General features: G+C 29.5%; 15 protein-coding genes. 3 read left to right on the forward strand and 12 right to left on the reverse strand.

What is annotated here, in order from left to right:
- Position 1 precedes the first annotated feature (1 nt).
- The 10 genes from P8F83_RS12595 to fsa form a co-directional block, all read right to left on the reverse strand.
- Entirely contained in the window at positions 2–772 is a 771-nt protein-coding gene (locus tag P8F83_RS12595) for a PTS mannose/fructose/sorbose transporter subunit IIC (RefSeq protein ID WP_326511428.1), read from the reverse strand.
- A gap of 19 nt (positions 773–791) precedes the next feature.
- Complete coding sequence (locus tag P8F83_RS12600; RefSeq protein ID WP_238907509.1) at positions 792–1280, reverse strand: mannose/fructose/sorbose PTS transporter subunit IIB; 489 nt, start codon at positions 1278–1280, stop codon at positions 792–794.
- 1 nt (position 1281) lies between these two features.
- On the reverse strand, positions 1282–1698 hold the full coding sequence (locus tag P8F83_RS12605; protein ID WP_326511429.1) for a PTS sugar transporter subunit IIA: 417 nt from the start codon (positions 1696–1698) through the stop codon (positions 1282–1284).
- A gap of 176 nt (positions 1699–1874) precedes the next feature.
- Positions 1875–4661 (reverse strand): sigma-54-dependent transcriptional regulator, encoded by a 2787-nt coding sequence (locus P8F83_RS12610; protein ID WP_326511430.1) that lies wholly within the window; start codon positions 4659–4661, stop codon positions 1875–1877.
- Between the two features lie 232 nt (positions 4662–4893).
- Positions 4894–6534 carry a cellulase family glycosylhydrolase gene (locus tag P8F83_RS12615; RefSeq protein ID WP_326511431.1) on the reverse strand — a complete coding sequence of 547 codons (1641 nt, stop codon included), beginning with the start codon at positions 6532–6534 and terminating at the stop codon, positions 4894–4896.
- 168 nt (positions 6535–6702) lie between these two features.
- Complete coding sequence (locus tag P8F83_RS12620) at positions 6703–7365, reverse strand: PHP domain-containing protein (protein WP_326511432.1); 663 nt, start codon at positions 7363–7365, stop codon at positions 6703–6705.
- 101 nt (positions 7366–7466) lie between these two features.
- Positions 7467–10226, reverse strand: a complete 2760-nt coding sequence (locus P8F83_RS12625; protein WP_326511433.1) for a DEAD/DEAH box helicase — start codon at positions 10224–10226, stop codon at positions 7467–7469.
- Between the two features lie 100 nt (positions 10227–10326).
- Positions 10327–12048, reverse strand: a complete 1722-nt coding sequence (locus P8F83_RS12630; protein WP_326511434.1) for an ABC transporter ATP-binding protein — start codon at positions 12046–12048, stop codon at positions 10327–10329.
- 308 nt (positions 12049–12356) lie between these two features.
- On the reverse strand, positions 12357–12704 hold the full coding sequence (locus P8F83_RS12635; protein ID WP_326511435.1) for a hypothetical protein: 348 nt from the start codon (positions 12702–12704) through the stop codon (positions 12357–12359).
- A 64-nt stretch (positions 12705–12768) separates the two neighbouring features.
- Entirely contained in the window at positions 12769–13449 is a 681-nt protein-coding gene (gene fsa / locus P8F83_RS12640) for a fructose-6-phosphate aldolase (RefSeq protein ID WP_181601144.1), read from the reverse strand.
- 192 nt (positions 13450–13641) lie between these two features.
- Between fsa and P8F83_RS12645 the strand changes: the two genes are divergently transcribed.
- Both P8F83_RS12645 and P8F83_RS12650 read left to right on the forward strand, forming a co-directional pair.
- Complete coding sequence (locus P8F83_RS12645) at positions 13642–14415, forward strand: DeoR/GlpR family DNA-binding transcription regulator (protein ID WP_315109398.1); 774 nt, start codon at positions 13642–13644, stop codon at positions 14413–14415.
- A gap of 102 nt (positions 14416–14517) precedes the next feature.
- Positions 14518–15231 (forward strand): HAD family hydrolase, encoded by a 714-nt coding sequence (locus P8F83_RS12650; RefSeq protein ID WP_326511436.1) that lies wholly within the window; start codon positions 14518–14520, stop codon positions 15229–15231.
- Positions 15232–15298: 67 nt separating this feature from the next.
- Here the strand turns inward: P8F83_RS12650 and P8F83_RS12655 are convergent, their stop codons facing one another.
- The gene (locus P8F83_RS12655) at positions 15299–17083 is read right to left on the reverse strand and encodes an ABC transporter ATP-binding protein (RefSeq protein ID WP_326511437.1); all 1785 of its coding nucleotides are present in this window, start codon (positions 17081–17083) and stop codon (positions 15299–15301) included.
- A complete protein-coding gene (locus P8F83_RS12660) occupies positions 17080–18810 on the reverse strand; it encodes an ABC transporter ATP-binding protein (protein WP_326511438.1) in 1731 nt (576 codons plus the stop codon). Before P8F83_RS12660 ends, P8F83_RS12655 begins: the two co-directional genes overlap by 4 nt.
- A 92-nt stretch (positions 18811–18902) precedes the next feature.
- Between P8F83_RS12660 and P8F83_RS12665 the strand changes: the two genes are divergently transcribed.
- Positions 18903–19730: a MerR family transcriptional regulator gene (locus P8F83_RS12665; protein ID WP_315109405.1), complete on the forward strand. Its 828-nt coding sequence runs from the start codon at positions 18903–18905 to the stop codon at positions 19728–19730.
- The last annotated feature ends 38 nt before the right edge of the window (positions 19731–19768 follow it).

Consider the following 19768-nt stretch of genomic DNA (forward strand, 5'->3'; position numbering starts at 1 on the left):
TCTATAGTTCGTCAAAGTCATCTGCTGCAACTTGACTTTTATTAAATGTAGGATTTAATTGAATATAGAATATTGCAAATACAACTCCTAATATTCCGAATCCAACAAGATTTATGTTTAAAAATGCTGCTAGTACAAATCCAAAGAAGAAGAATGGCATAATGCTTTTTGCTTCCATCATGTTAATAACCATTGCATACCCAACAACAACTATAAATCCACCTGAAATTTGTAAACCTCTCGTTACTACTTCTGGAATAGAATTTAACATAGCTGTTACTGTATCTGTTCCTGCTACTGCCGCAACTAATGCTGCTGGTACAGCTACGCGTATACCTTGTAATAATAAGGCTATAAAATGACACATTTCTATTCCCTTAAAATTAGCTTCTTCTGCATATTTATCCGCAAGATGCTGGAAAAACACTGTTATGGTTCTAACAAATATAGTTAAAACTTGTCCAGCTGCTGCTATTGGTATTGCTACAGCTATACCTGCACCTATAGATTGATGTCCTACTATTACTAATATTGTTGATATAACACTTGCTAAAGCTGCATCTGGAGCCATTGCTGCTCCAACATTCATCCATCCAAGTGCCATCATTTCTAAAGTACCACCTAAAATAATTCCTGTTTTAATATCCCCCAAAACTAATCCTATAAGAGTACATGCTACTAATGGTCTGTGAGTTTGACCTTCATCTAATACGCTACCCATACCACAAATAGCTGCAACAAGTATAACTAATATCATTTGAATAGTATTCATTATTATTCCCTCCTAATATTTATTCTTTTAATGAATCCAATTTACTAATTAAATCTATTTTAGGATTGCTAGCAATTTGTCTAACTTCTAGCTCTACTCCTAACTCATGAAGTTTTCTAAAGGCTTTTATGTCTTTTTCATCTACTGATACTGCCCCAGTTATTTGGGTTTTTCCTTCTTTATAACACATTCCTCCAACGTTTACAGATTTTATATCAACACCTCCTTCTATTGCTCTTAAAACATCCGTTGGATTAGTGAATAAAAACATTGATTTGAAATCCTTATATTTAGGATTTTTATAAGCTTCTATAGCTTTATCAATTGATACAACATAGGCTTTTATATCTGCTGGTGCAACTTGAAGTAGCAAAGTTTTTCTTAATTTGTCTTGAGCAACCTCATCACTGCAGGCTATAATCTTATTACATTTTGTTTCCTTAACCCACACTGTAGCGACTTGTCCATGTATTAATCTATCATCAATTCTTACAAAATTAATTTGCATTTTATAATTCCTCCTCTATGTTAACAAAATTTGATTTAAAACTTTTTATTCCCATATTTCCCGCCGTTTCTGCAACCTTAACTAACTCTTCAATACTCATTGAATCTCTAACTGCAAAAACCTCTAATAACATGGGAAGATTTACACCAGTAACTATATCAATATGTTCTTCCTTAACAGCTACTCTACTTGCAGCATTATATGGACTTCCTCCAAATAGATCTACCATAAAAAGCAATCCATCCTTATAATCTAACTCTTCCATGATACTCTCATATTTATTTATAAGATCATCTGTACTCTCACCAGGATTAAAAGTAACGTACTGTATATTCTCCTGTTTTCCAAATATCATTTCTGATGATTTAACTATTTCTCTTGAAAATTCTCCATGAGTTCCTACTATTATTGCTACCATATTTGTCACCTCCATTATTTCTTTCTACACCATTTAATATAGCAATTGCCGTGCCAATCTCTTGTATTAGAATATTTTTGTGCATAACTTAGCTTAATTCTTAATATTTGAGCTTCATTTTTGAGTAAATATGATATCTTTGATACAAAACTTTTAGTTTTGATACAAGTTCATATTTATAAAAGTGCTTTTTGATACTTCTCAACTAAAATTCTGCAAATATAATATTTTTCATCATCAGTTAGATTTATCTTTAAATTTTTATTAAAAATCTTACAGGAATTATCTACTGCATTTATAACTCTTTCACTAAATCCATCCTTTTCATCACTATACATTAGTCCCTCTCCTATAATCATTCTTTCTAAGGCATATGCAACATGACTAATTAATGATATTTTCATGCTATTATCTAATTCCATTTCAAGATTTTTCTCTAGTTCTACTATAAATCTTAACAATATACCTATTATCTTATGTGGATTTAAATAAGTCAGGAATTCAACTAAGCTATTTTCACATAAGTCTTTTATTACTAGATTTTTATCTTCGGTTACTATAGTTAAGTTATTGTTAGTTAGAATTTCTCTTAACATCACTTCTCCATTAGCACCTAAAAGTTTTTCTACTGAAATAAAGGGAATATTCTCTGTTGGCTTTTTTATTCCTATTACTGCTAATATGTTTTCCTTTTTAAATTGTTTAATAGTTTTATCAAGTTCTTTTACGCCTACTGGAATGATATTAATATTTTCACCAGTTAAACTTATTACAGTTTTCTCAACTATTTCTTTAAGCTTTTCCGCAGTCCCCCTCCCTGAGGAACATACTGTTATAATGGTTTTATTTATGAAGTTACCCTTATTAAATAAATTGTCATCATATCCTCTAAAGTTTTTAAGAGAATGGTATATATCTTCAAGAGGCATATCTAAAATACTTGATTTTCTTACTGCCTCTAATATAATTGGAGTAGATACCATGTCTATACTTCTAACCTGTATTCCTGTTCTTTCAGTTATTGTGGATTCAAACATAGCTAAGGAGCCCATATCTACTAAAAGTAGAACTCCTTTTCCATCATCCATCTCTTGTACCTTGGCAATAACTGTTTCTAATATATCTTTGGGACTTACTTCTAATGGCATATCTACACCACATAAATTACAATTTCCAAGCAAACTCTTTACCACGTTAACCATACTACTGGCTGTAGAATTACCATGAGCCGCTACAATAATTCCAACTTCCCCGCCTTTTTCTTCTTGTACTGATTTTAAAAGAATTGCAATATAAGTAACTTCAACTTCTGGAACCTCTATCTTAAATCTTTCACTTATTAAGCTTCTTATTTTTACAGCTAAAAAGTGTTCTTTATCCATTTCATTTGAAGAGTTATAAACCTTCTGCTCTTGATATTTTTTATCCTTTATCCTCTTTAATAGAGAGCTTAAATGAAGGCTTAAAGCGTAAACAAATCTATCACTATACAATCTCTCCATTTCTTTTTCAGCTAATATTTTTATCTCTTTTGCAAAATACAATATCTCTTTATCAACAATTTTTAGTAAGCCACCTTTACTCTCTTTATTCTTAGCAAACTTATTATAAAAACTCTTTATGTGTATGTTTACATCTGTCGTTATAAAGTTATTTATATACTCATCATCCATCCCCTCTTCTTTTAATATAAGAAGCTTATCTTCTATGAGCTTATATAAATTAAAGGGAGGTTCATAAGAATCTTTTCCTTCATTAATGACCTTATATCCATCAGGATTTATATAAAGACTTGAATCCAAAATTGAGTTTAATTCCTGAAACTGCTTTCTATCTCTACCTATTTCAAAAAATCCATTTTTTATATTAGAAGATAAATCTTTAAAATCTAGTTCTATATAATCAGCCTGACTATTTATGCTATTTAAAAAACCTTTTGCACAAGTTAGTTGAATATTAGATTTTAGTTGACCTATGTTTCCATAGCTAGCACTTCCTATCAAAGCTTTTACTACTTCTGGAGATGCCTTTATTGATTTGTTTACCCTATGAGCTTCATTAAGAAATAAATGCCTTATTATCTCTATCTTTTCTTCATTGGTTCTATCCTGTAATGATGGGATGTTTATAGTTATAGGAATTCTTCTCATAAAGGTTTTAAGCATATAAGAATCTGTTTCTTCTGTAGTTGCTCCTATTATAAGCACATTAGCTTTTCTATCCCTCTCTGTTTCTCCCATTTTGCAATACTTGCCTGTATCCATAAAATAAAAGATCATTTCTTGACCTTCTGGTGGCAGTCTGTGTATTTCGTCTAAAAATAATATTCCTCCATTAGCCTTTTCAACTAATCCCTGCTTTTCTGAATCTGCTCCTGTAAATGCACCTTTTACATGTCCGAAAATATGTGATAAAAGTAGTTGAGGATTGTTATAATAATCAGCACAATTAAAAACTACAAAGGGTGCCGAATCCTTAAATATGTTCATAAACTTCCCATAGTTGTACATCATGTTAGCAAATAAAGTTTTTCCTACACCTGTTTGTCCAACTATTAATGTATTTAGACCATTAGGTGGATAAAGAATTGCAGCTTTGGCTTGCTCTATTTGATTTTTTAAACTCTTATCTGCTCCAATTAATAACTTAAAAGGTTCTTTTTTTTCACTATTTTCAAGCATTTCTTTTATACTTTTAACTTCAATGATTTCACCTTCTAAAGTAATATTAAGAATTTTTTCAACTGTTGCTTTATTTAAAAATCTAACTGGCCTAGAAGTTATTTTTATTATTTTGTTAGCTCTTAACAATTCATTAAGTTCTTTGCTTACATTATTTCTTAGTATATCTAGATCTTCTGCTATTTTATTTGAAGTAAACGCGATGTCGTTTAATAGTTCTTCTTTAGTTAGTTTTTCAGTATTTTCTTCAAGATAACTATAAATTTTATCTATTCTTTTCATAAGTACACCCCCTAAATTTAGTGTTTCTATTTATTTTATTAGCAAAATATATGCCAAAGTATGTATCAATTTTTTACCATGCTTATTTTTGATTGTTTGTGATTGCTTGTAATTATTTTATAATACTTTCAATATTTAAACAACCAATATCTATCACATATAATCATAGTTGCTAAAATAAAAAAGAGATATAGAAAATAATCTTTAAATTATTTTCTATATCTCAACATTGTTATTGTGCTGTGATAGTAAATGCTTCCCAAGCTCCTCCAACAGAATCTTTATTAGCATATAAAACTGCACCATTATTTATATCTGCAGACACATATTTATTGTTTGCCATAGCTTGAAGTGCTATTGTACCATCTGCAAGTTGTACTTTCTTGAATTTTTCCCACTGCTGAATAGATGTACTTCTTGCAATAAGTTTTGTACCTTGATCTATATCTGTACATACATATTTATTATTAACCTTAGATTGTAGTGATATTGTACCATCACTATTATTTATAACTTTAAAAAGCTCCCAATCTCCTGCTGATGTTCTGTTTGCTACTAATGGACTATCCCCATAATTATCTGCACTTATTATATTACCATTAGCTCTTGCTGTTAAATATGAGTATCCAGTAGTAACTGGAGGTATTGTTGTACCAGCAGTATATTTCTTAACTAAGTTCTGGAAGGTTGTATTTGGTGTAAAGTTTGAGGTATTAAATTTCTGCCACTTTGATGCTATAGTAGCTGAACTATCATTATTAATGTCTGGTACTGCATTAGTATTTTTATTGAAATATCCCCAATTTCCATAATCTGAAGTTACTTTATAGGTCCAATTTGTCCAAGATGCATTTACTGAGTTTAAGTTTCCTAGGAATTTCTCCCAAAGATCATTAAATTGGAATACACAAAATTCCCCTGCATATACTGGAACATTCCACATATTTTGATGTTCCTTGATTCCTCTAATTGCATTATCTATCAAGTTATTTTGCACATTCCAGTTAGTTGATTCACCTGTAGCCATTGCATAGTAATGCATTTCATAAACTACATTTGTCCATCCATATACTGATGGAGCATATAATTGATTCCAATCCCAAGCTGCTTCCATGTATATCATATGATCTGGATCTATAACACGTATAGCTTTATATAATCTATTATAAAAATTATTTAGTTGATCTTTTCCAACTTTATCTGGTTCATTTAATAAATCATATCCTGCTACAGCTGGATTTCCTTTATAATGATTAGCTATACCTTCCCATAACTTAACTGTTCTATCTTGATATTCTGTATTTTTCCATAGCTGTGGATCAGAATTAACTTCTCCGCAATTATCAAAAGTATTTTGTCCACCAAATGTTCCATGAAGATCAAGTAAAACATAAATTCCTCTATTAGAACATTCTCTAACTAGCCAATCTAGTTTACTCCAAGGGTCAGCTTTCCAATTCCCATACTTGTCCATAAGCTCTAAATATAATATTGGAACACGCACAAAATTCATTCCCATGTTTTTGATATTATCTAAATCTGCTGTAGTGAGCCATGAATTTTGATAGGTGCTTATTAAGCTTTCTTTAGTACTTTCTCCAAACCTATTTGTAAGAGTTTCTCTTAATGTCCATTCATCCTTAACTCCAAGTGGTGACATCCAACCTTCTTGTAACATCCATCCCCCAAGATTTGTTCCTCTTAGATTCACAACTTGCCCATTTCCATAGTTATCTTTTATTAATGTTCCATTAGTTTTTAAGAATCCACTAGTTCCAATAGCTGCTTTAGTAGTAATTGGAGGAACTAAAAACATTCCTAAAAGTATTAAGAAAGTAATCATAAGTGAAAGTGTCTTAGTTTTTTTTAACATTTTAACCCCTTCTTCCATTTAATTCCATACTTCATTTCAATTTTAATCCCTTTATTTCTTATAAACAAGGGTTCAAATTTATAAAATAGTATATCATTTTGTGGAATTTCTCTCTGAAAAATAAAACGTAAGAATTTAACAACATTTAAATTCTTACGTTTCTAATAATCAAATATTTCTATTCAAAAATTTTTCAATTTCCTCTTTGTTAAGAAATACATCTCCAACTCTTCCATGCCTTTTATCTAACCTTTTGTCTGTATGAAAATCTGAACCTGCAGTATAAAACCACCCTTTTTCTTTAGCTATTTTCTTAAAATAATCAGTTTCATCCTGAGAATTTTTCCAGTAAATAGCCTCTATACCATCAAGTTGCATATTTAAAATTTCTTCTAATATATAAGGCTTTATTTTTACAGGATGAGCTAACACTACAGTTGCTCCAAAATGTCTTAAAAAATCTATACCTGTTTGAGTGCAAACCCTGCTATTCATACAATCAAAATCTATAAAGACTTTATTACCTATGAGATTTTTTAACCCCTTCATGTCGTGGCTCTTCATATATTTTAATGAATTCTTAAACACCTCATCTTTATAACCATCATTCATAAAGTATCCTAATATATGAATTTTTTTGCCTTTATGTCTTGTGGATAACTCCATACCTGGAATTATTTTAACATCTATCATTTTTCCTATTTCTATAGCTTCTTCTACACCATTCATGGTGTTATGGTCAGTTATGGCCATAATATCTAATCCTCTTTCTTTACCCATAATCACAACCTCAGTTGGAGTATACTCTCCATCTGAATTAGTGGTGTGCATATGGAAATCTCCTTTTGTATACATACTCTTCCTCTAAAAGTGTTATCTATATATATTATCCATAAGTTTTGAAAAAGTTCATATGTTTAAGATTTAGATTATCATTCTCTGTTAATAACCTCTATTATTTCTTCTATGGTTAATTTATCTAAATTGTGTATATCTCTAAAATCATCTGTAATAACTTCATTAACTAGTTGTTTTTTAGCTTCCTGCAACTTTAGTATCTGTTCTTCTATTGTACCTTTTGCTATAAGCTTTGTAACTTCTACAATATTTTTTTGTCCTATTCTGTGCGCTCTATCTGTAGCTTGAGCCTCTACAGCTGGATTCCACCAAGGATCAAAGTGAATAACAAAGTTTGCTGAAGTTAAGTTAAGTCCTGTTCCCCCTGCTTTTAACGATATTAAAAACACCTTTATATTGTCCTTTTTATTAAAATCATCAACTAAATTAATTCTCTCTTTAGAACTTGTTGCGCCATCTAGATATAAGTATTCTATATTTCTTTCTTTCAACATTGGCTCTATTTTCTTTAACACTGAAGTAAATTGAGAAAATAATAATATTTTCCCACCTTCTTTGCTTTGTTGTTCTATAAGTTCTAAAGCAACATTAAGTTTTCCACTACCACCACTATATTCTTCAAATAAGATTGATGGATCTAAACAAACTTGCCTAAGCCTTGTTAAATAAGAGAAAATCTCTATTTTATTGCCTTTATTCTCCTTGATTTTCTTCTTAACATCACTAACATATTTCTTATATATGTTCTTTTGTTCTGATGTCATTGAAATTAACATTTTCTTTTCTATTTTGTCTGGAAGCTCTTTAACTACTTCATATTTCGTCCTTCTTAAGATAAAGGGTTTAACTAACAATCTAAGAGTTTCCATATCTTCTTTTCCTATAAATTTCTCCTCAAAGTATTTCCTAGGAAATAAATATCCTGGCATAATTAAGTCAAATATGGACCACAACTCTAATAAATTGTTTTCTATAGGAGTTCCCGTAAGCGCAAATCTTACTTTGCTTTTTATTTCCTTAACCGCAGTTGTATTTTTTCCAAGAGAATTTTTTATATTTTGTGCTTCATCTATGATGCAGTAATCAAACTCAATCTTTTTAAAACTTTGTATGTGATTTCTTACTAATCCATAAGTTGTAAGTATGATATCACATTCTTTTAACTCATCTATCAAAACTTCATTTGAGTGAAATATCCCAACCTTTAAATCAGGTGAAAACTTCTTAAATTCATTATCCCAATTATATATAAGTGATGTTGGTGCAACTATCAGTGTTTTCTTGCTTTTTTCAGATGAAAGAAAAGCTATAGTTTGAATTGTTTTACCTAGTCCCATTTCATCTGCAAGTATCCCACCAAACTCTAATTCACTTAAGTTTTTAAACCACTTAAATCCATCTTTTTGATAGTTTCTGAGTTTTCCTTTAAAGCTCTTATCTAATTTTCTTTCCTTTTTATCTAAGTTGGAAAATCTATCTTTTATGTTTTCTAAAACATCTAAACCTTTATTGATGTTCATTGATGTATTTTCTAATATAACATTTAAGTAACTTTCTTTGTTTTTATCTATTTCAATGATGTTTTTATCACTATTTAATATATCTAATAAGTTGAAAAAACTTTTTACTTCTTCATCTTCAAAATCTAAAAAACCTTTTGACCCTATTTTATAGGCCTTACTACCAGCCTTATAACTTCTTAAAACCTCTTTAAGTTCATCTTCTTCTAAGTCATCTATACTATAACTTAATACTACACTTCCGTTTCTCTCATGTAACTCTAGATTTATAGAAGATGAATCATATAATTTAGGTTCATCACTCTCTGATGGACCTAATTCTAAACTTCTGATATTTTCTGATATCATGATATTATCAGAAATGGAACTTAGTATTTCTAAAAGAAGTTTATAGTTCTTTTGTGTTTTCTTATAAAGAATAGTGTTGTTTTTCATGAACCTTTCATGAAACATCTTATATTTATCACATTGATGGTTTGATGGTACATATATGTTATCAAGAAAGAAATAAACTTCCTTGTTTTGATCTAAAGCTATGGGAATATTTTTATGAGTAGTTAATATTAAATTTCTCTCATTTCCCTTTAATGTAAAAGTTAATGGTAGATCTTTATTTAAAATATTAGCTTTATATTCTATTCCATTATATCTAAATAAGATTTTTCGTTTTCCTAAAGTCTTTAAGAAAGCTTTAAGTTCATTTTCCTTGATTATTATACTTCTATTTCCATTTTCCAAACTTTTAGGCCCATCAACTTTTTCTTTTAAGTAAAGAAAAAGAGTAATGTCTTTTTTAGATATCATTTTCTTTTCATCATTAAACTCTTTAACAAAGGCTTTTAAATCTGTTACTAAAACCTTATTTTTACTGCCTGCTCTAAACTCTAATATATAGTTATCTTCTTTTTCCCACTTTTTATATTCAATTTTTACATCAAGTTCTATTGCATCTTTCTCATGCCCTTGTACATAACTATTCTCTCCATGTTTCTTTTTATATAAAGAATCTAAAAATTTATATGATACTGCATTTATATGTTTGCACATAAATATTTTCTTATATCTAGATATTTCTCTATACTCCTCACAATTACAGCTTGAACCTTCTAAATTATTACCTTGAATATCTAGTTTTATATGTACCCTATGTGTTAAATTGAGATCCTTAACATCTCCATAAACATGGTACATATTTTCTATTCTTTTACCTTTTAAGTTTGAAACTAAGTTTTTTCTAAATATCTCTTCTCCATGTTTTTTTATTAAACTCGAGGAGGATTTAAAAATCATTTCTTCTAAAGCTTTTAAATTCATCTTCTCACCACCTAACTCATAACATTCAGCCTATATTATATCATGACAATAAAAAGAAGCTATTGCAAAATGATTTACAACAACTTCTTTACTATTTATTTTATGCACTTTGAGCTTCGTAAAAGCTCTTATATACTCCATGATTATTTATTAACTCTTCATGGGTACCTAACTCAGCTATTCCGCTTCCTTCTAATACAACTATCTTGTCTGCATTTTTTATTGTAGACAATCTATGAGCTATGATTATAGTTGTTCTTCCTTTTGATAAATCAGCTAATGCTTTTTGAATAGCTGCTTCTGTTTGTGTATCTAAAGATGACGTAGCTTCATCAAGAATTAGAATTCTAGGATTCTTAAGGAACATTCTTGCTATAGATATACGTTGTTTTTGTCCTCCAGATAACTTTGCACCTCTTTCTCCTACAAGGGTATCTAACCCATCTGCTAATGAGGAAACATATTCATCAAGTTGTGCTTGCTTTAATGCTAGCCATATCTCGTCTTCTGATGCACCTAACTTACCATACGCAACATTTTCTCTTATTGTTCCATCAAACAAGAAAACATCTTGTTGAACTATTCCAATACCACCTCTTAATGAGTCTAACTTCATTTCTTTGATATCTATTCCATCAATAGTTATCTTACCATCATTAATATCATAAAATCTTGGTAATAAACTTGTTAAGGTTGATTTTCCTGTTCCTGATGGCCCAACTAAAGCTACTGTTTCACCTTTGTTTATTTTTAAGCTTATATTCTCAAGGACCTTTTCTTCTTTTCCTTGATAGGTAAATGTCACATTATCATAGGTTATATTACCATAAGCTATTTCAACTTCTTTAGCTCCTGGCATTTCCTTAACATCTGGTTCTGTTTCTAAAAGTTCAATGTAACGTTTAAAACTTGCAATTCCTTTTGGATAAGACTCAATAGTTGCACTTATCTGCTTTATAGGTCCAAGAAATACATTAGACAACATAACAAAAGCAACAAAATCACCGTTACTCATTTCCCCATTAATTACAAACCAAGTTCCACAAACCAAAACAAATATGTGTACTAGTTTTGTAAGAATAAAACTTATAGCAGAGTTCCAAGCCATTATTCCATATGCCACACATTTAGTTAAAAAGAATTTATGATTATGCTCACTAAATTTTTCTATCTCGTAGTTTTCATTTGAAAAAGCTTGAACTACTTTCATTCCTAAAATGTTATTTTCAACACCTGAATTATAATTTCCTATATCCTTAAACATCTGCTCAAAAGCCTTTGCCATTTTACGATTAAAAAATATAGATAAATAACTCATTATTGGAATTATAAGAAAAGTAAGTAATGCTAACTTCCAATTAGTATGTACCATTATTCCAAAAGCACCTAAAAGAGTCATTATAGCTATAAATATATCTTCTGGTCCATGATGGGCAATCTCCCCTATATCCATAAGTTCATTAGTCATTCTAGATAATAGATGTCCAGTTTTATTATTATCAAAGAAATTAAAAGACAGTTTTTGAATTTTTTCAAAAAGTTGCTTTCTCATATCTGCTTCAATACTTATTCCTAATTTATGCCCCCAGTAAGTTACAACGTAGTTTAAAAAAGCACTAAAAGTATAAATAGCTAAAAGCCCTAAACAGCTATATAGTATAACATTCCACTCTCCTTTTGGAAGCTGATTATCCAAAACATTGCTGATAGCAAGTGGAAATATAAGCTCTAAAAGTGCAGATAAAATAGCGCAAGAAAAATCTATAATAAATAAATTTTTATACGGCAGGTAGTATGAAAAAAATTTTCTTAAAAGTATCATGAGTTATTGTTCTCCTTCATCTTAATGTTATTTTTGATATTTAGAAACAACTAATATGTCTTTACTGTTTTCCATATTTAATTTAGTTCCCCATAACGTCATCTAATTATAACAACCATATTATTTGCAGTCAATTCTCACTTGCAGTTAATAACTAATGTTAGTTAATTGATTGTATTCCTTAGACCATTGCTAATACTAGGTTTCTTTAATAAGGTATTAAGAATTTAGGAGTACTATTATATTTTTTAGGATTATTGCTTTAGAAAATTAAAAGGAGCACCCTAAACTATATTAGAGTGCTCCTCTTAGAATTTATTAAACATTATGGAAATATTATGGGCTAATTCTTTAGAAACCACTAGGGCATCAATGTGTATATCTTTAGGACTTGTTATTAGAGGATATTCTTCAATCCATACATTCCCATCAATAAGTAGATTTGAATTGATAGGTTTATCTGGATTTTCGTCATATACTTCCTCCAGTTCCTCATAGGGAGTCATTACAACTATTCTCCTACAAGGCTCCTCAACTTCACTATAAATATTGAAATAACTATTAAAGTTATCAAAACTCTTTATGGAAGTAACAAGTTTAACATGTAAGCTTAATTCTTTAGCTAAATCAATTACCTTAATATCTTCATTCATCATTAGATATACCTCTTAAATCATTAATTTATTATATATCAATTATATTAAGGATTTAGTCTATTGTCTATTTTGAATTGTAAGCTACCTTTCCTTCACCATATACCCCTGACCAGTCTTTAGTAAACTGATCTACGCTCCACTCTGTTAGTGGATGAGATAATAGTCCGTCCATTATTTCACTACCAACTGTTATTGATTGTGCTCCAGCTAGTGAAACATCATGAACTTGCTGCACGTTCTTAAAAGAAGCTGCTAAAACTTTACTATCTATAGCATATATATCAAATAGATGAACTATCTCTTCAACTACTCCTACACCATTTCCACTTATATTATCTATTCTATTTACATAAGGGGCTACAAAATCTGCTCCTGCCCTTGCTGCCATTAAAGCCTGATCTGCTGTAAATATTGCTGTAGCTGTTATATTCATCCCTTTTGCTTTTAATATCTTCATAGCCTTTATTCCTTCTGGAATTACAGGTATTTTTATATAAAAGTTTCCACCTATGGTTTCTTTTAAATATTCTGCTTCTTTAACTATCTCTTCTGCTTTAGTACTGATAGATTGTACATGAAGCATTTTATCTTCACCTATAGCTGCTCTTATTTCCTTTAATATCTCTAAAAAACTTCTTTTTTCTTTTGATATTATAGTTGGATTTGTAGTAACACCACTCATTGGATATAAATCAAAAGCTCTTTTTATTTCTTCTACATTAGCGGTATCTAATAAATATAACATATACATCATCCTCTTTATATAATTTGTTTACCTATAATTACATGTTACTACATGTTTTGTTAAACTTCAAGTATAAATATGAATAAACATTAATGAAAATGCACATTTACAAATTAATATATTAATAATATAATATATTAGATATAAAAAAACGCATAATCATGAATAAATAAAGACTATCGAGGGGTATTTATGTTTATAGAAGAAAGACATGAAAAGATATTACAAATGCTTAAAGATAAAAAACGAGTAGAAGTTCAAGAGCTAAGTGAGCTTTTTGAAGTTTCTGAGGATACAATCAGGAGAGATTTAAGAATAATGGAACAGAAAGGTAAGGTTCATCGAACTTATGGAGGTGCCATTCTTCCTGACAAAGTAAACAGCTATGAAAATTTCATTGTTAGAGAAAATATTCAAAATGATGTTAAGCAATCCATAGCCTCTTTAGCTCAATCTTTTATACAAGAAAGAGATACTCTGCTTTTAGATGGTTCTACAACTGTAGCTAAAATAGTTCCATTGCTTTCTGGATACAAAAATCTAACTGTAATAACTAATTCTATAACTATAGCCTACGATATTCTACATCAATGCCCTAATATAAATCTTCATATTATAGGTGGAATAGTTAGAAACGATATTGGGAATTCCATAAGTATAGAAAGTTTAAAAGATATAGAAAAATTGTATGTCGATAAAGTTTTTCTATCTGCTTGCTCTATTTCTCTTAAAGGAGAACTTACAACTCCAATAATTGAAGATGCTCACGTAAAAAAAGCAATGTTAAATGCAGGTAGAGAGATCTATATTCTAGCAGATAGCAGTAAGTTTGGTCAAAAATCCTTGATGGAGTTTGGAAAAATAAAACCTGAATACACTATAATATCTGACTCTGACTTGCCTGATGAGATAAATGAAGATTTGCAAGCTTTAATAAGCAGAGGTTTAAAAATATTAACTACTTAAAAAAATTTTAGTTTTTTATATGTCCTAACATCCTAATATCCTAACATTAGGACATTAGGATATTATAATATTAGGACATTTAATTATGAAAGGGGTATTAACATGATAAATACTATTATATTTGATTTAGACGGAACACTTTTACCATTAGATACGGAGAATTTTTTTAAGATATATTTTGAAGAAATAGCTCTTCATTTTAAGGATATTGCTGACCCAAAAGAATTAGAAAACAACATGTGGGCTTCTACTATGGTTATGATTAAAAACCTTGATGAAAAATTAAATGAAGAAGTTTTTATGGAGGATTTCGCAAATAAAATCAATGGTGATATAGAAGTTTATAAAAAGAAATTTGATGAATTTTATGATACTAACTTTTTAAATCTAAAAAAGTTTTGTTATGAATCTCAAGAAATGAGAAAGGCTGTAAGTCTTCTTAAAGAAAAAGGATACAATCTTGTTATAGCTACTAATCCTATATTCCCACTAAAAGCTATTCATCACAGAGTAAGCTGGACTGGATTTAAACCTGAAGATTTCTCTTATATATCTTCCTATGAAAGAAATCATTACTGTAAACCTCAAGTTAAGTTCTATGAAGAAATATTAAAAGACATCAATAAAGATTCTGAAGAATGTTTGATGGTTGGAAATGATGTTCAAGAAGATTTAGTTGCTTCTAAAGTTGGTATCAAAACATATCTAATAAATGATTATGTGATAAACAGAGTTCAAGGAGATATTGTTTCTGACTATCAAGGAAGCTATAATGATTTCTATAACTTTGCTCAAGAATTACCTACTTTAAAGTAAAATAAAAGGATTTTTCTAAAAGTCTCAATACTTTAGAAAAATCCTTTTTAAATTATAAACTTAATATCTAATCTTCTTCATCTTGATTTCCAAACTGACTATTATAAAGTTTCTCATAGAAGCCGCCTTTTTTCATAAGTTCTTCATGTGTTCCTTGCTCTATAATATTTCCTTCATTCATAACTAATATTAAATCTGCACTTCTAATTGTAGATAATCTGTGTGCTATAACAAAGCTTGTTCTACCCTTCATTATATTTCTCATAGCTTTTTGAAGTAGTAACTCAAGCCTTGTATCTACGGAACTTGTAGCTTCATCTAATATAAGTATCTTCGGGTCTGATACTACTGCTCTAGCTATAGTAAGAAGTTGTTTTTCCCCTTGAGATATATTTGATGCCTCTTCATTTAATATCATATTATATCCATCAGGAAGTGTCTTTATAAAATGATGTACATTTGCTATCTTTGCAGCCTCTATAACCTCTTCTTTACTAGTACCTAATCTGCCGTACTCAATATTTTCATGAATTGTACCATTATATAACCAGGTATCTTGAAGTACCATCCCAAATAAGCTTCTCAAATCTTCACGTTTCATATCTCTAGTATCAACACCATCTATTTTTATTGAACCATCTAAAACTTCATAAAATCTCATTAATAAATTTACTAATGTTGTTTTCCCTGCTCCTGTTGGCCCAACTATAGCAACCATTTGTCCACTCTTTATATCCACGCTTAAATCTTCTATTAAAATATTCTCTTCGCTATACCCAAACTTAACATGCTCAAAGGTAACATCTCCAACAGGATTATCAAGTTTAATTGAATCCTTCTTATCTTGAACCTCTTCTTCTTCATCCAATATTTCAAACACACGATTTGTAGCTGAAAATGCAGCTTGTATTGTAGAAGATAATTGAGTTACTTGAGAAAGAGGCTGATTTATCTGCCATATATAACGTATAAAAGCTTGAAGATTACCTACTGTTAAAGCACCTGCTATTGTAAACATAGCTCCAACTACTCCAACTACAGCTATAGTAAGATAAGCTATTAGAGAAACTACAGGAGACATTATACTAGATATAAACTGTGCCTTAAACCCAGTATTAAAAAGTTCTTCATTGATCTCTTTAAACTCTTCTATTGAATCTTCTTGTTTACCATATAGTTTTATCTCATTAAAACCAGTATAAGTTTCTTGAACTTTACCATTTAGCTTACCTAAAGCTTCTTGCTGACTATTAAATAAGCCCTGTGACTTATTAACTATAAATTTGGATGCTAAATAACTTAAAGGAATTATAAGTATAGCTATAAGTGAAAGCTTTATATTAAGTGAAAACATCATACTGACAGCTAATATTACTGATAATATTGAATTAACCACTTGAATAAAACTTTGTTGAAGGGCATTAGATACGCTATCAACATCATTTGTAATCCTGCTTAATATATTACCATAAGTGTTTTTATCAAAGTAGTTTACTGGTAATCTCCTAATCTTATTTTGAATTGCATCCCTTAAATCTCTCATAGTATTCTGAATTGCTTCAGTTAAAAGTGCATTTGCTAAATAAGTAGTTAAAGGTCCAAGAACATATATAACAGCTAATATTAATAATATTCTTATTACATATTCAAAGTTAATAGAGGCACCTGTTACCCCCTTCACTATGTTAGTAGCATCTTTTGATAGGCTTGTTATAATAAGCCCTTCTACCCTAGGTGATACAGTAGTAAATACAGCTGCCATTATTATAAATAAAATAGCTCCTATAAAAGATTTTCTATATGGTTTTACAAAGAAAGAAACTCTCTTTACTATAAATATTAACTTTTTCATCTTCTAAGTTCCTCCTCTGTAAGCTGAGATAATGCTATCTCTTTATAAATTTCACAACTATCTAAAAGTTCTCTATGGGTTCCTGTCCCAACTATTTCACCTTCATTTAAAACTATTATTTTATCTGCATCAAGTATTGATCCTATTCTTTGGGCAACAACTAGAACCACAGAATCTGTTACCTCTTCCTTTAATCTTTCCCTAAGAACTGCATCTGTTTTAAAATCTAAAGCTGAAAAACTATCATCAAATATATAAATTTCTGGCTTTCTAACTAAGGCTCTAGCAATTGATAATCTCTGCTTCTGCCCTCCAGATACATTTTTTCCACCTTCACTTATTGATTCCTCGAATTTTCTAGGTTTCTTACTTATGAAGTCATAAGCTTGAGCTACTTTAGCTGAATGTTCTAATTCAATTTTATCTGCATCTATTTTTCCAAACCTTATATTACTTCCTATAGTACCTGTAAATAACAAAGTTTTCTGAGGTATAAAACCAATCTTGTTACGTAATGCCTTTAAATCATATTCTCTAACATCTACTCCATCTATTTTGATGCATCCCTTTGTAACATCATAAAATCTAGGTATTAAGTTTATAAGTGTACTTTTACCACTGCCTGTACTGCCTATAAAAGCAATTTTCTGCCCTTTCTCAGCCTTAAATGATATATCTTTTAACACAGGCTCTTCTCCCTCTGGATAAGTGAATGTTACATTATCAAATTCAATTAATCCTCTAGTTCCCGTTTCCAAAACACCATTTTTAGGACTTTTTATAATAGGTTCTGTATTTAAAAGCTCCTCAATTCTGTTAGCAGAGACCTGTGCTTTAGGATACATTATAAACACCATGGAAAATAACATTATAGAAAACATTGCATGGAATAAGTATTCTATAAAGGCAACGAGTTGTCCAACTTGTAATGTTTGTGAACTTATCATATTACTTGATATCCAAAATATAGCTAAAATTGCCATGTTCAATAATCCAAAAAAGGCAGGTTGAGAAATTGCCATAAGCTTAAATAATTTTTTAGATATTTCAGCATAGGTGTTATTTATTCCTTCAAATCTTTCTTTTTCGTATTCATCATTTCCAAAAGCTCTTATAACTCTTACCCCCGTTAAATTTTCTCTAGAAATTCTGTTTAGTTTATCCATGTTTTTTTGTTGCTCTTCTGAAATAGAATGAGATATCTTTGCTATAATAGCAACTCCTAATACTATAAAAGGTACTGTTACTGCTAAAATTACAGATAAATTTAAACTTGTTCTAACTATCATTATTAAACTTACTATAAACATAACAGGCGTAAGTAGCGCTGTCCTAAGTACTACATTTGTAAACTGTAGTATTTGAAAAGCATCATTAGTAGTTCTGGTTATCATAGATGATATTCCAAATTTATCGTATTCACTATGTGAGAATTCCTGAGATTTTATAAAAATATCATTTCTTATATCTCTAGTTATACTAGTTGAAATTTTGGAAGAACAATAACCTAATAAAATTGTTCCTATTGTTCCTAAGATTGAAATTACAACAATTATACTTCCAACCCTTACTACATAATCTATATCATTATTAGCTATCCCATTATCAATAACCTTAGACATTATAGTTGGAATTCCTAATTCTACAAGTGCAAAACCAAAAACTGATATTATATTAAGAATCACTAACCATTTATATTTCTTCATGTATTTCAATATTAATTTCATTATAAATACTCCTTCTTGAAATGCTCTTATTATATCGCTATTATATAATAATAAGGTATCCGGTTACCGTATAGTCAAGAGGTGAATAAATTATGAATGAAAATCTAAATAAATATTTTAATACTGGAGAATTTGCTAAACTGTGCAATGTAAAAAAACAAACTCTTTTTCATTATGATGATATAGGTATCTTTTCTCCTGAGATCAAAGATGAAAAAGGTTATAGATATTATTCTTATCCCCAGTTTGATGTCTTTAATGTAATAACTATTTTAAAGGAAATAAATATGCCTTTAAAAGAAATTAAAACTTATTTAGATAATAGAACTCCAGAAGCTTTAATTAATTTATTTGAAGAGAAAATTCTACAGGTTGATAAAGATATAGAAGCTCTTAAAAGAATGCGTAAACTTATGGAAACTAAGCTCTCTATAACTAAAAAGGCTTGCAATATGGATTATTCAAAAATTAGCATAGAATCTTTGGATGAAGAGTATTTGGTTTTAAGTAAATCTATTGAAAATGTAAGTCATAAAGAGTATCTAAAAATTATTTCAGAACATATGAATTACTGCAATATAAGTAATCTAAATTCTGGTTACTCTATTGGAGCTATGATAAATAAAGAAAACATACTGGCTGGAGTTAAAGATAATTACTCCTATCTTTATACAAAACTATCTTCTAAAGAAAATCTTCCTTATCTCTTCACTAAACCTAAAGGTATCTATTGCATAGCCTTTCATCAAGGAGATTATAGAGAAATAGACTCTACTTATAAAAGAATATTAAAATTTTTAAAGAATCTAAATTTAGAAATATCAAGATATGCTTTTGAAGAGTTTATTTTAGATGAAACCAGTGTTAAGGGATATGAAAACTACGTAACTCAAGTTTCTGTTGAACTTTTATCTAAATAAAAAATAGGTATAGAACTATCTATAATTCTATACCTATT

Source organism: Clostridium intestinale (assembly GCF_035905475.1).
Lineage (GTDB): Bacteria > Bacillota > Clostridia > Clostridiales > Clostridiaceae > Clostridium_T > Clostridium_T intestinale.

Excerpts from the sequence above, each read along its gene's own strand:
- P8F83_RS12645 (WP_315109398.1), top strand. The coding sequence starts at position 13,642 with ATGTTTATAGAAGAAAGACATGAAAAGATATTACAAATGCTTAAAGAT.
- fsa (WP_181601144.1), bottom strand. The coding sequence starts at position 13,449 with ATGTTATATTTATTAGATACCGCTAATGTAGAAGAAATAAAAAGAGCT.
- P8F83_RS12595 (WP_326511428.1), bottom strand. The coding sequence starts at position 772 with ATGAATACTATTCAAATGATATTAGTTATACTTGTTGCAGCTATTTGT.
- P8F83_RS12660 (WP_326511438.1), bottom strand. The coding sequence starts at position 18,810 with ATGAAATTAATATTGAAATACATGAAGAAATATAAATGGTTAGTGATT.
- P8F83_RS12655 (WP_326511437.1), bottom strand. The coding sequence starts at position 17,083 with ATGAAAAAGTTAATATTTATAGTAAAGAGAGTTTCTTTCTTTGTAAAA.
- P8F83_RS12605 (WP_326511429.1), bottom strand. The coding sequence starts at position 1,698 with ATGGTAGCAATAATAGTAGGAACTCATGGAGAATTTTCAAGAGAAATA.
- P8F83_RS12620 (WP_326511432.1), bottom strand. The coding sequence starts at position 7,365 with ATGCACACCACTAATTCAGATGGAGAGTATACTCCAACTGAGGTTGTG.
- P8F83_RS12630 (WP_326511434.1), bottom strand. The coding sequence starts at position 12,048 with ATGATACTTTTAAGAAAATTTTTTTCATACTACCTGCCGTATAAAAAT.
- P8F83_RS12665 (WP_315109405.1), top strand. The coding sequence starts at position 18,903 with ATGAATGAAAATCTAAATAAATATTTTAATACTGGAGAATTTGCTAAA.
- P8F83_RS12610 (WP_326511430.1), bottom strand. The coding sequence starts at position 4,661 with ATGAAAAGAATAGATAAAATTTATAGTTATCTTGAAGAAAATACTGAA.
- P8F83_RS12625 (WP_326511433.1), bottom strand. The coding sequence starts at position 10,226 with ATGAATTTAAAAGCTTTAGAAGAAATGATTTTTAAATCCTCCTCGAGT.
- P8F83_RS12600 (WP_238907509.1), bottom strand. The coding sequence starts at position 1,280 with ATGCAAATTAATTTTGTAAGAATTGATGATAGATTAATACATGGACAA.
- P8F83_RS12615 (WP_326511431.1), bottom strand. The coding sequence starts at position 6,534 with ATGTTAAAAAAAACTAAGACACTTTCACTTATGATTACTTTCTTAATA.
- P8F83_RS12650 (WP_326511436.1), top strand. The coding sequence starts at position 14,518 with ATGATAAATACTATTATATTTGATTTAGACGGAACACTTTTACCATTA.
- P8F83_RS12635 (WP_326511435.1), bottom strand. The coding sequence starts at position 12,704 with ATGATGAATGAAGATATTAAGGTAATTGATTTAGCTAAAGAATTAAGC.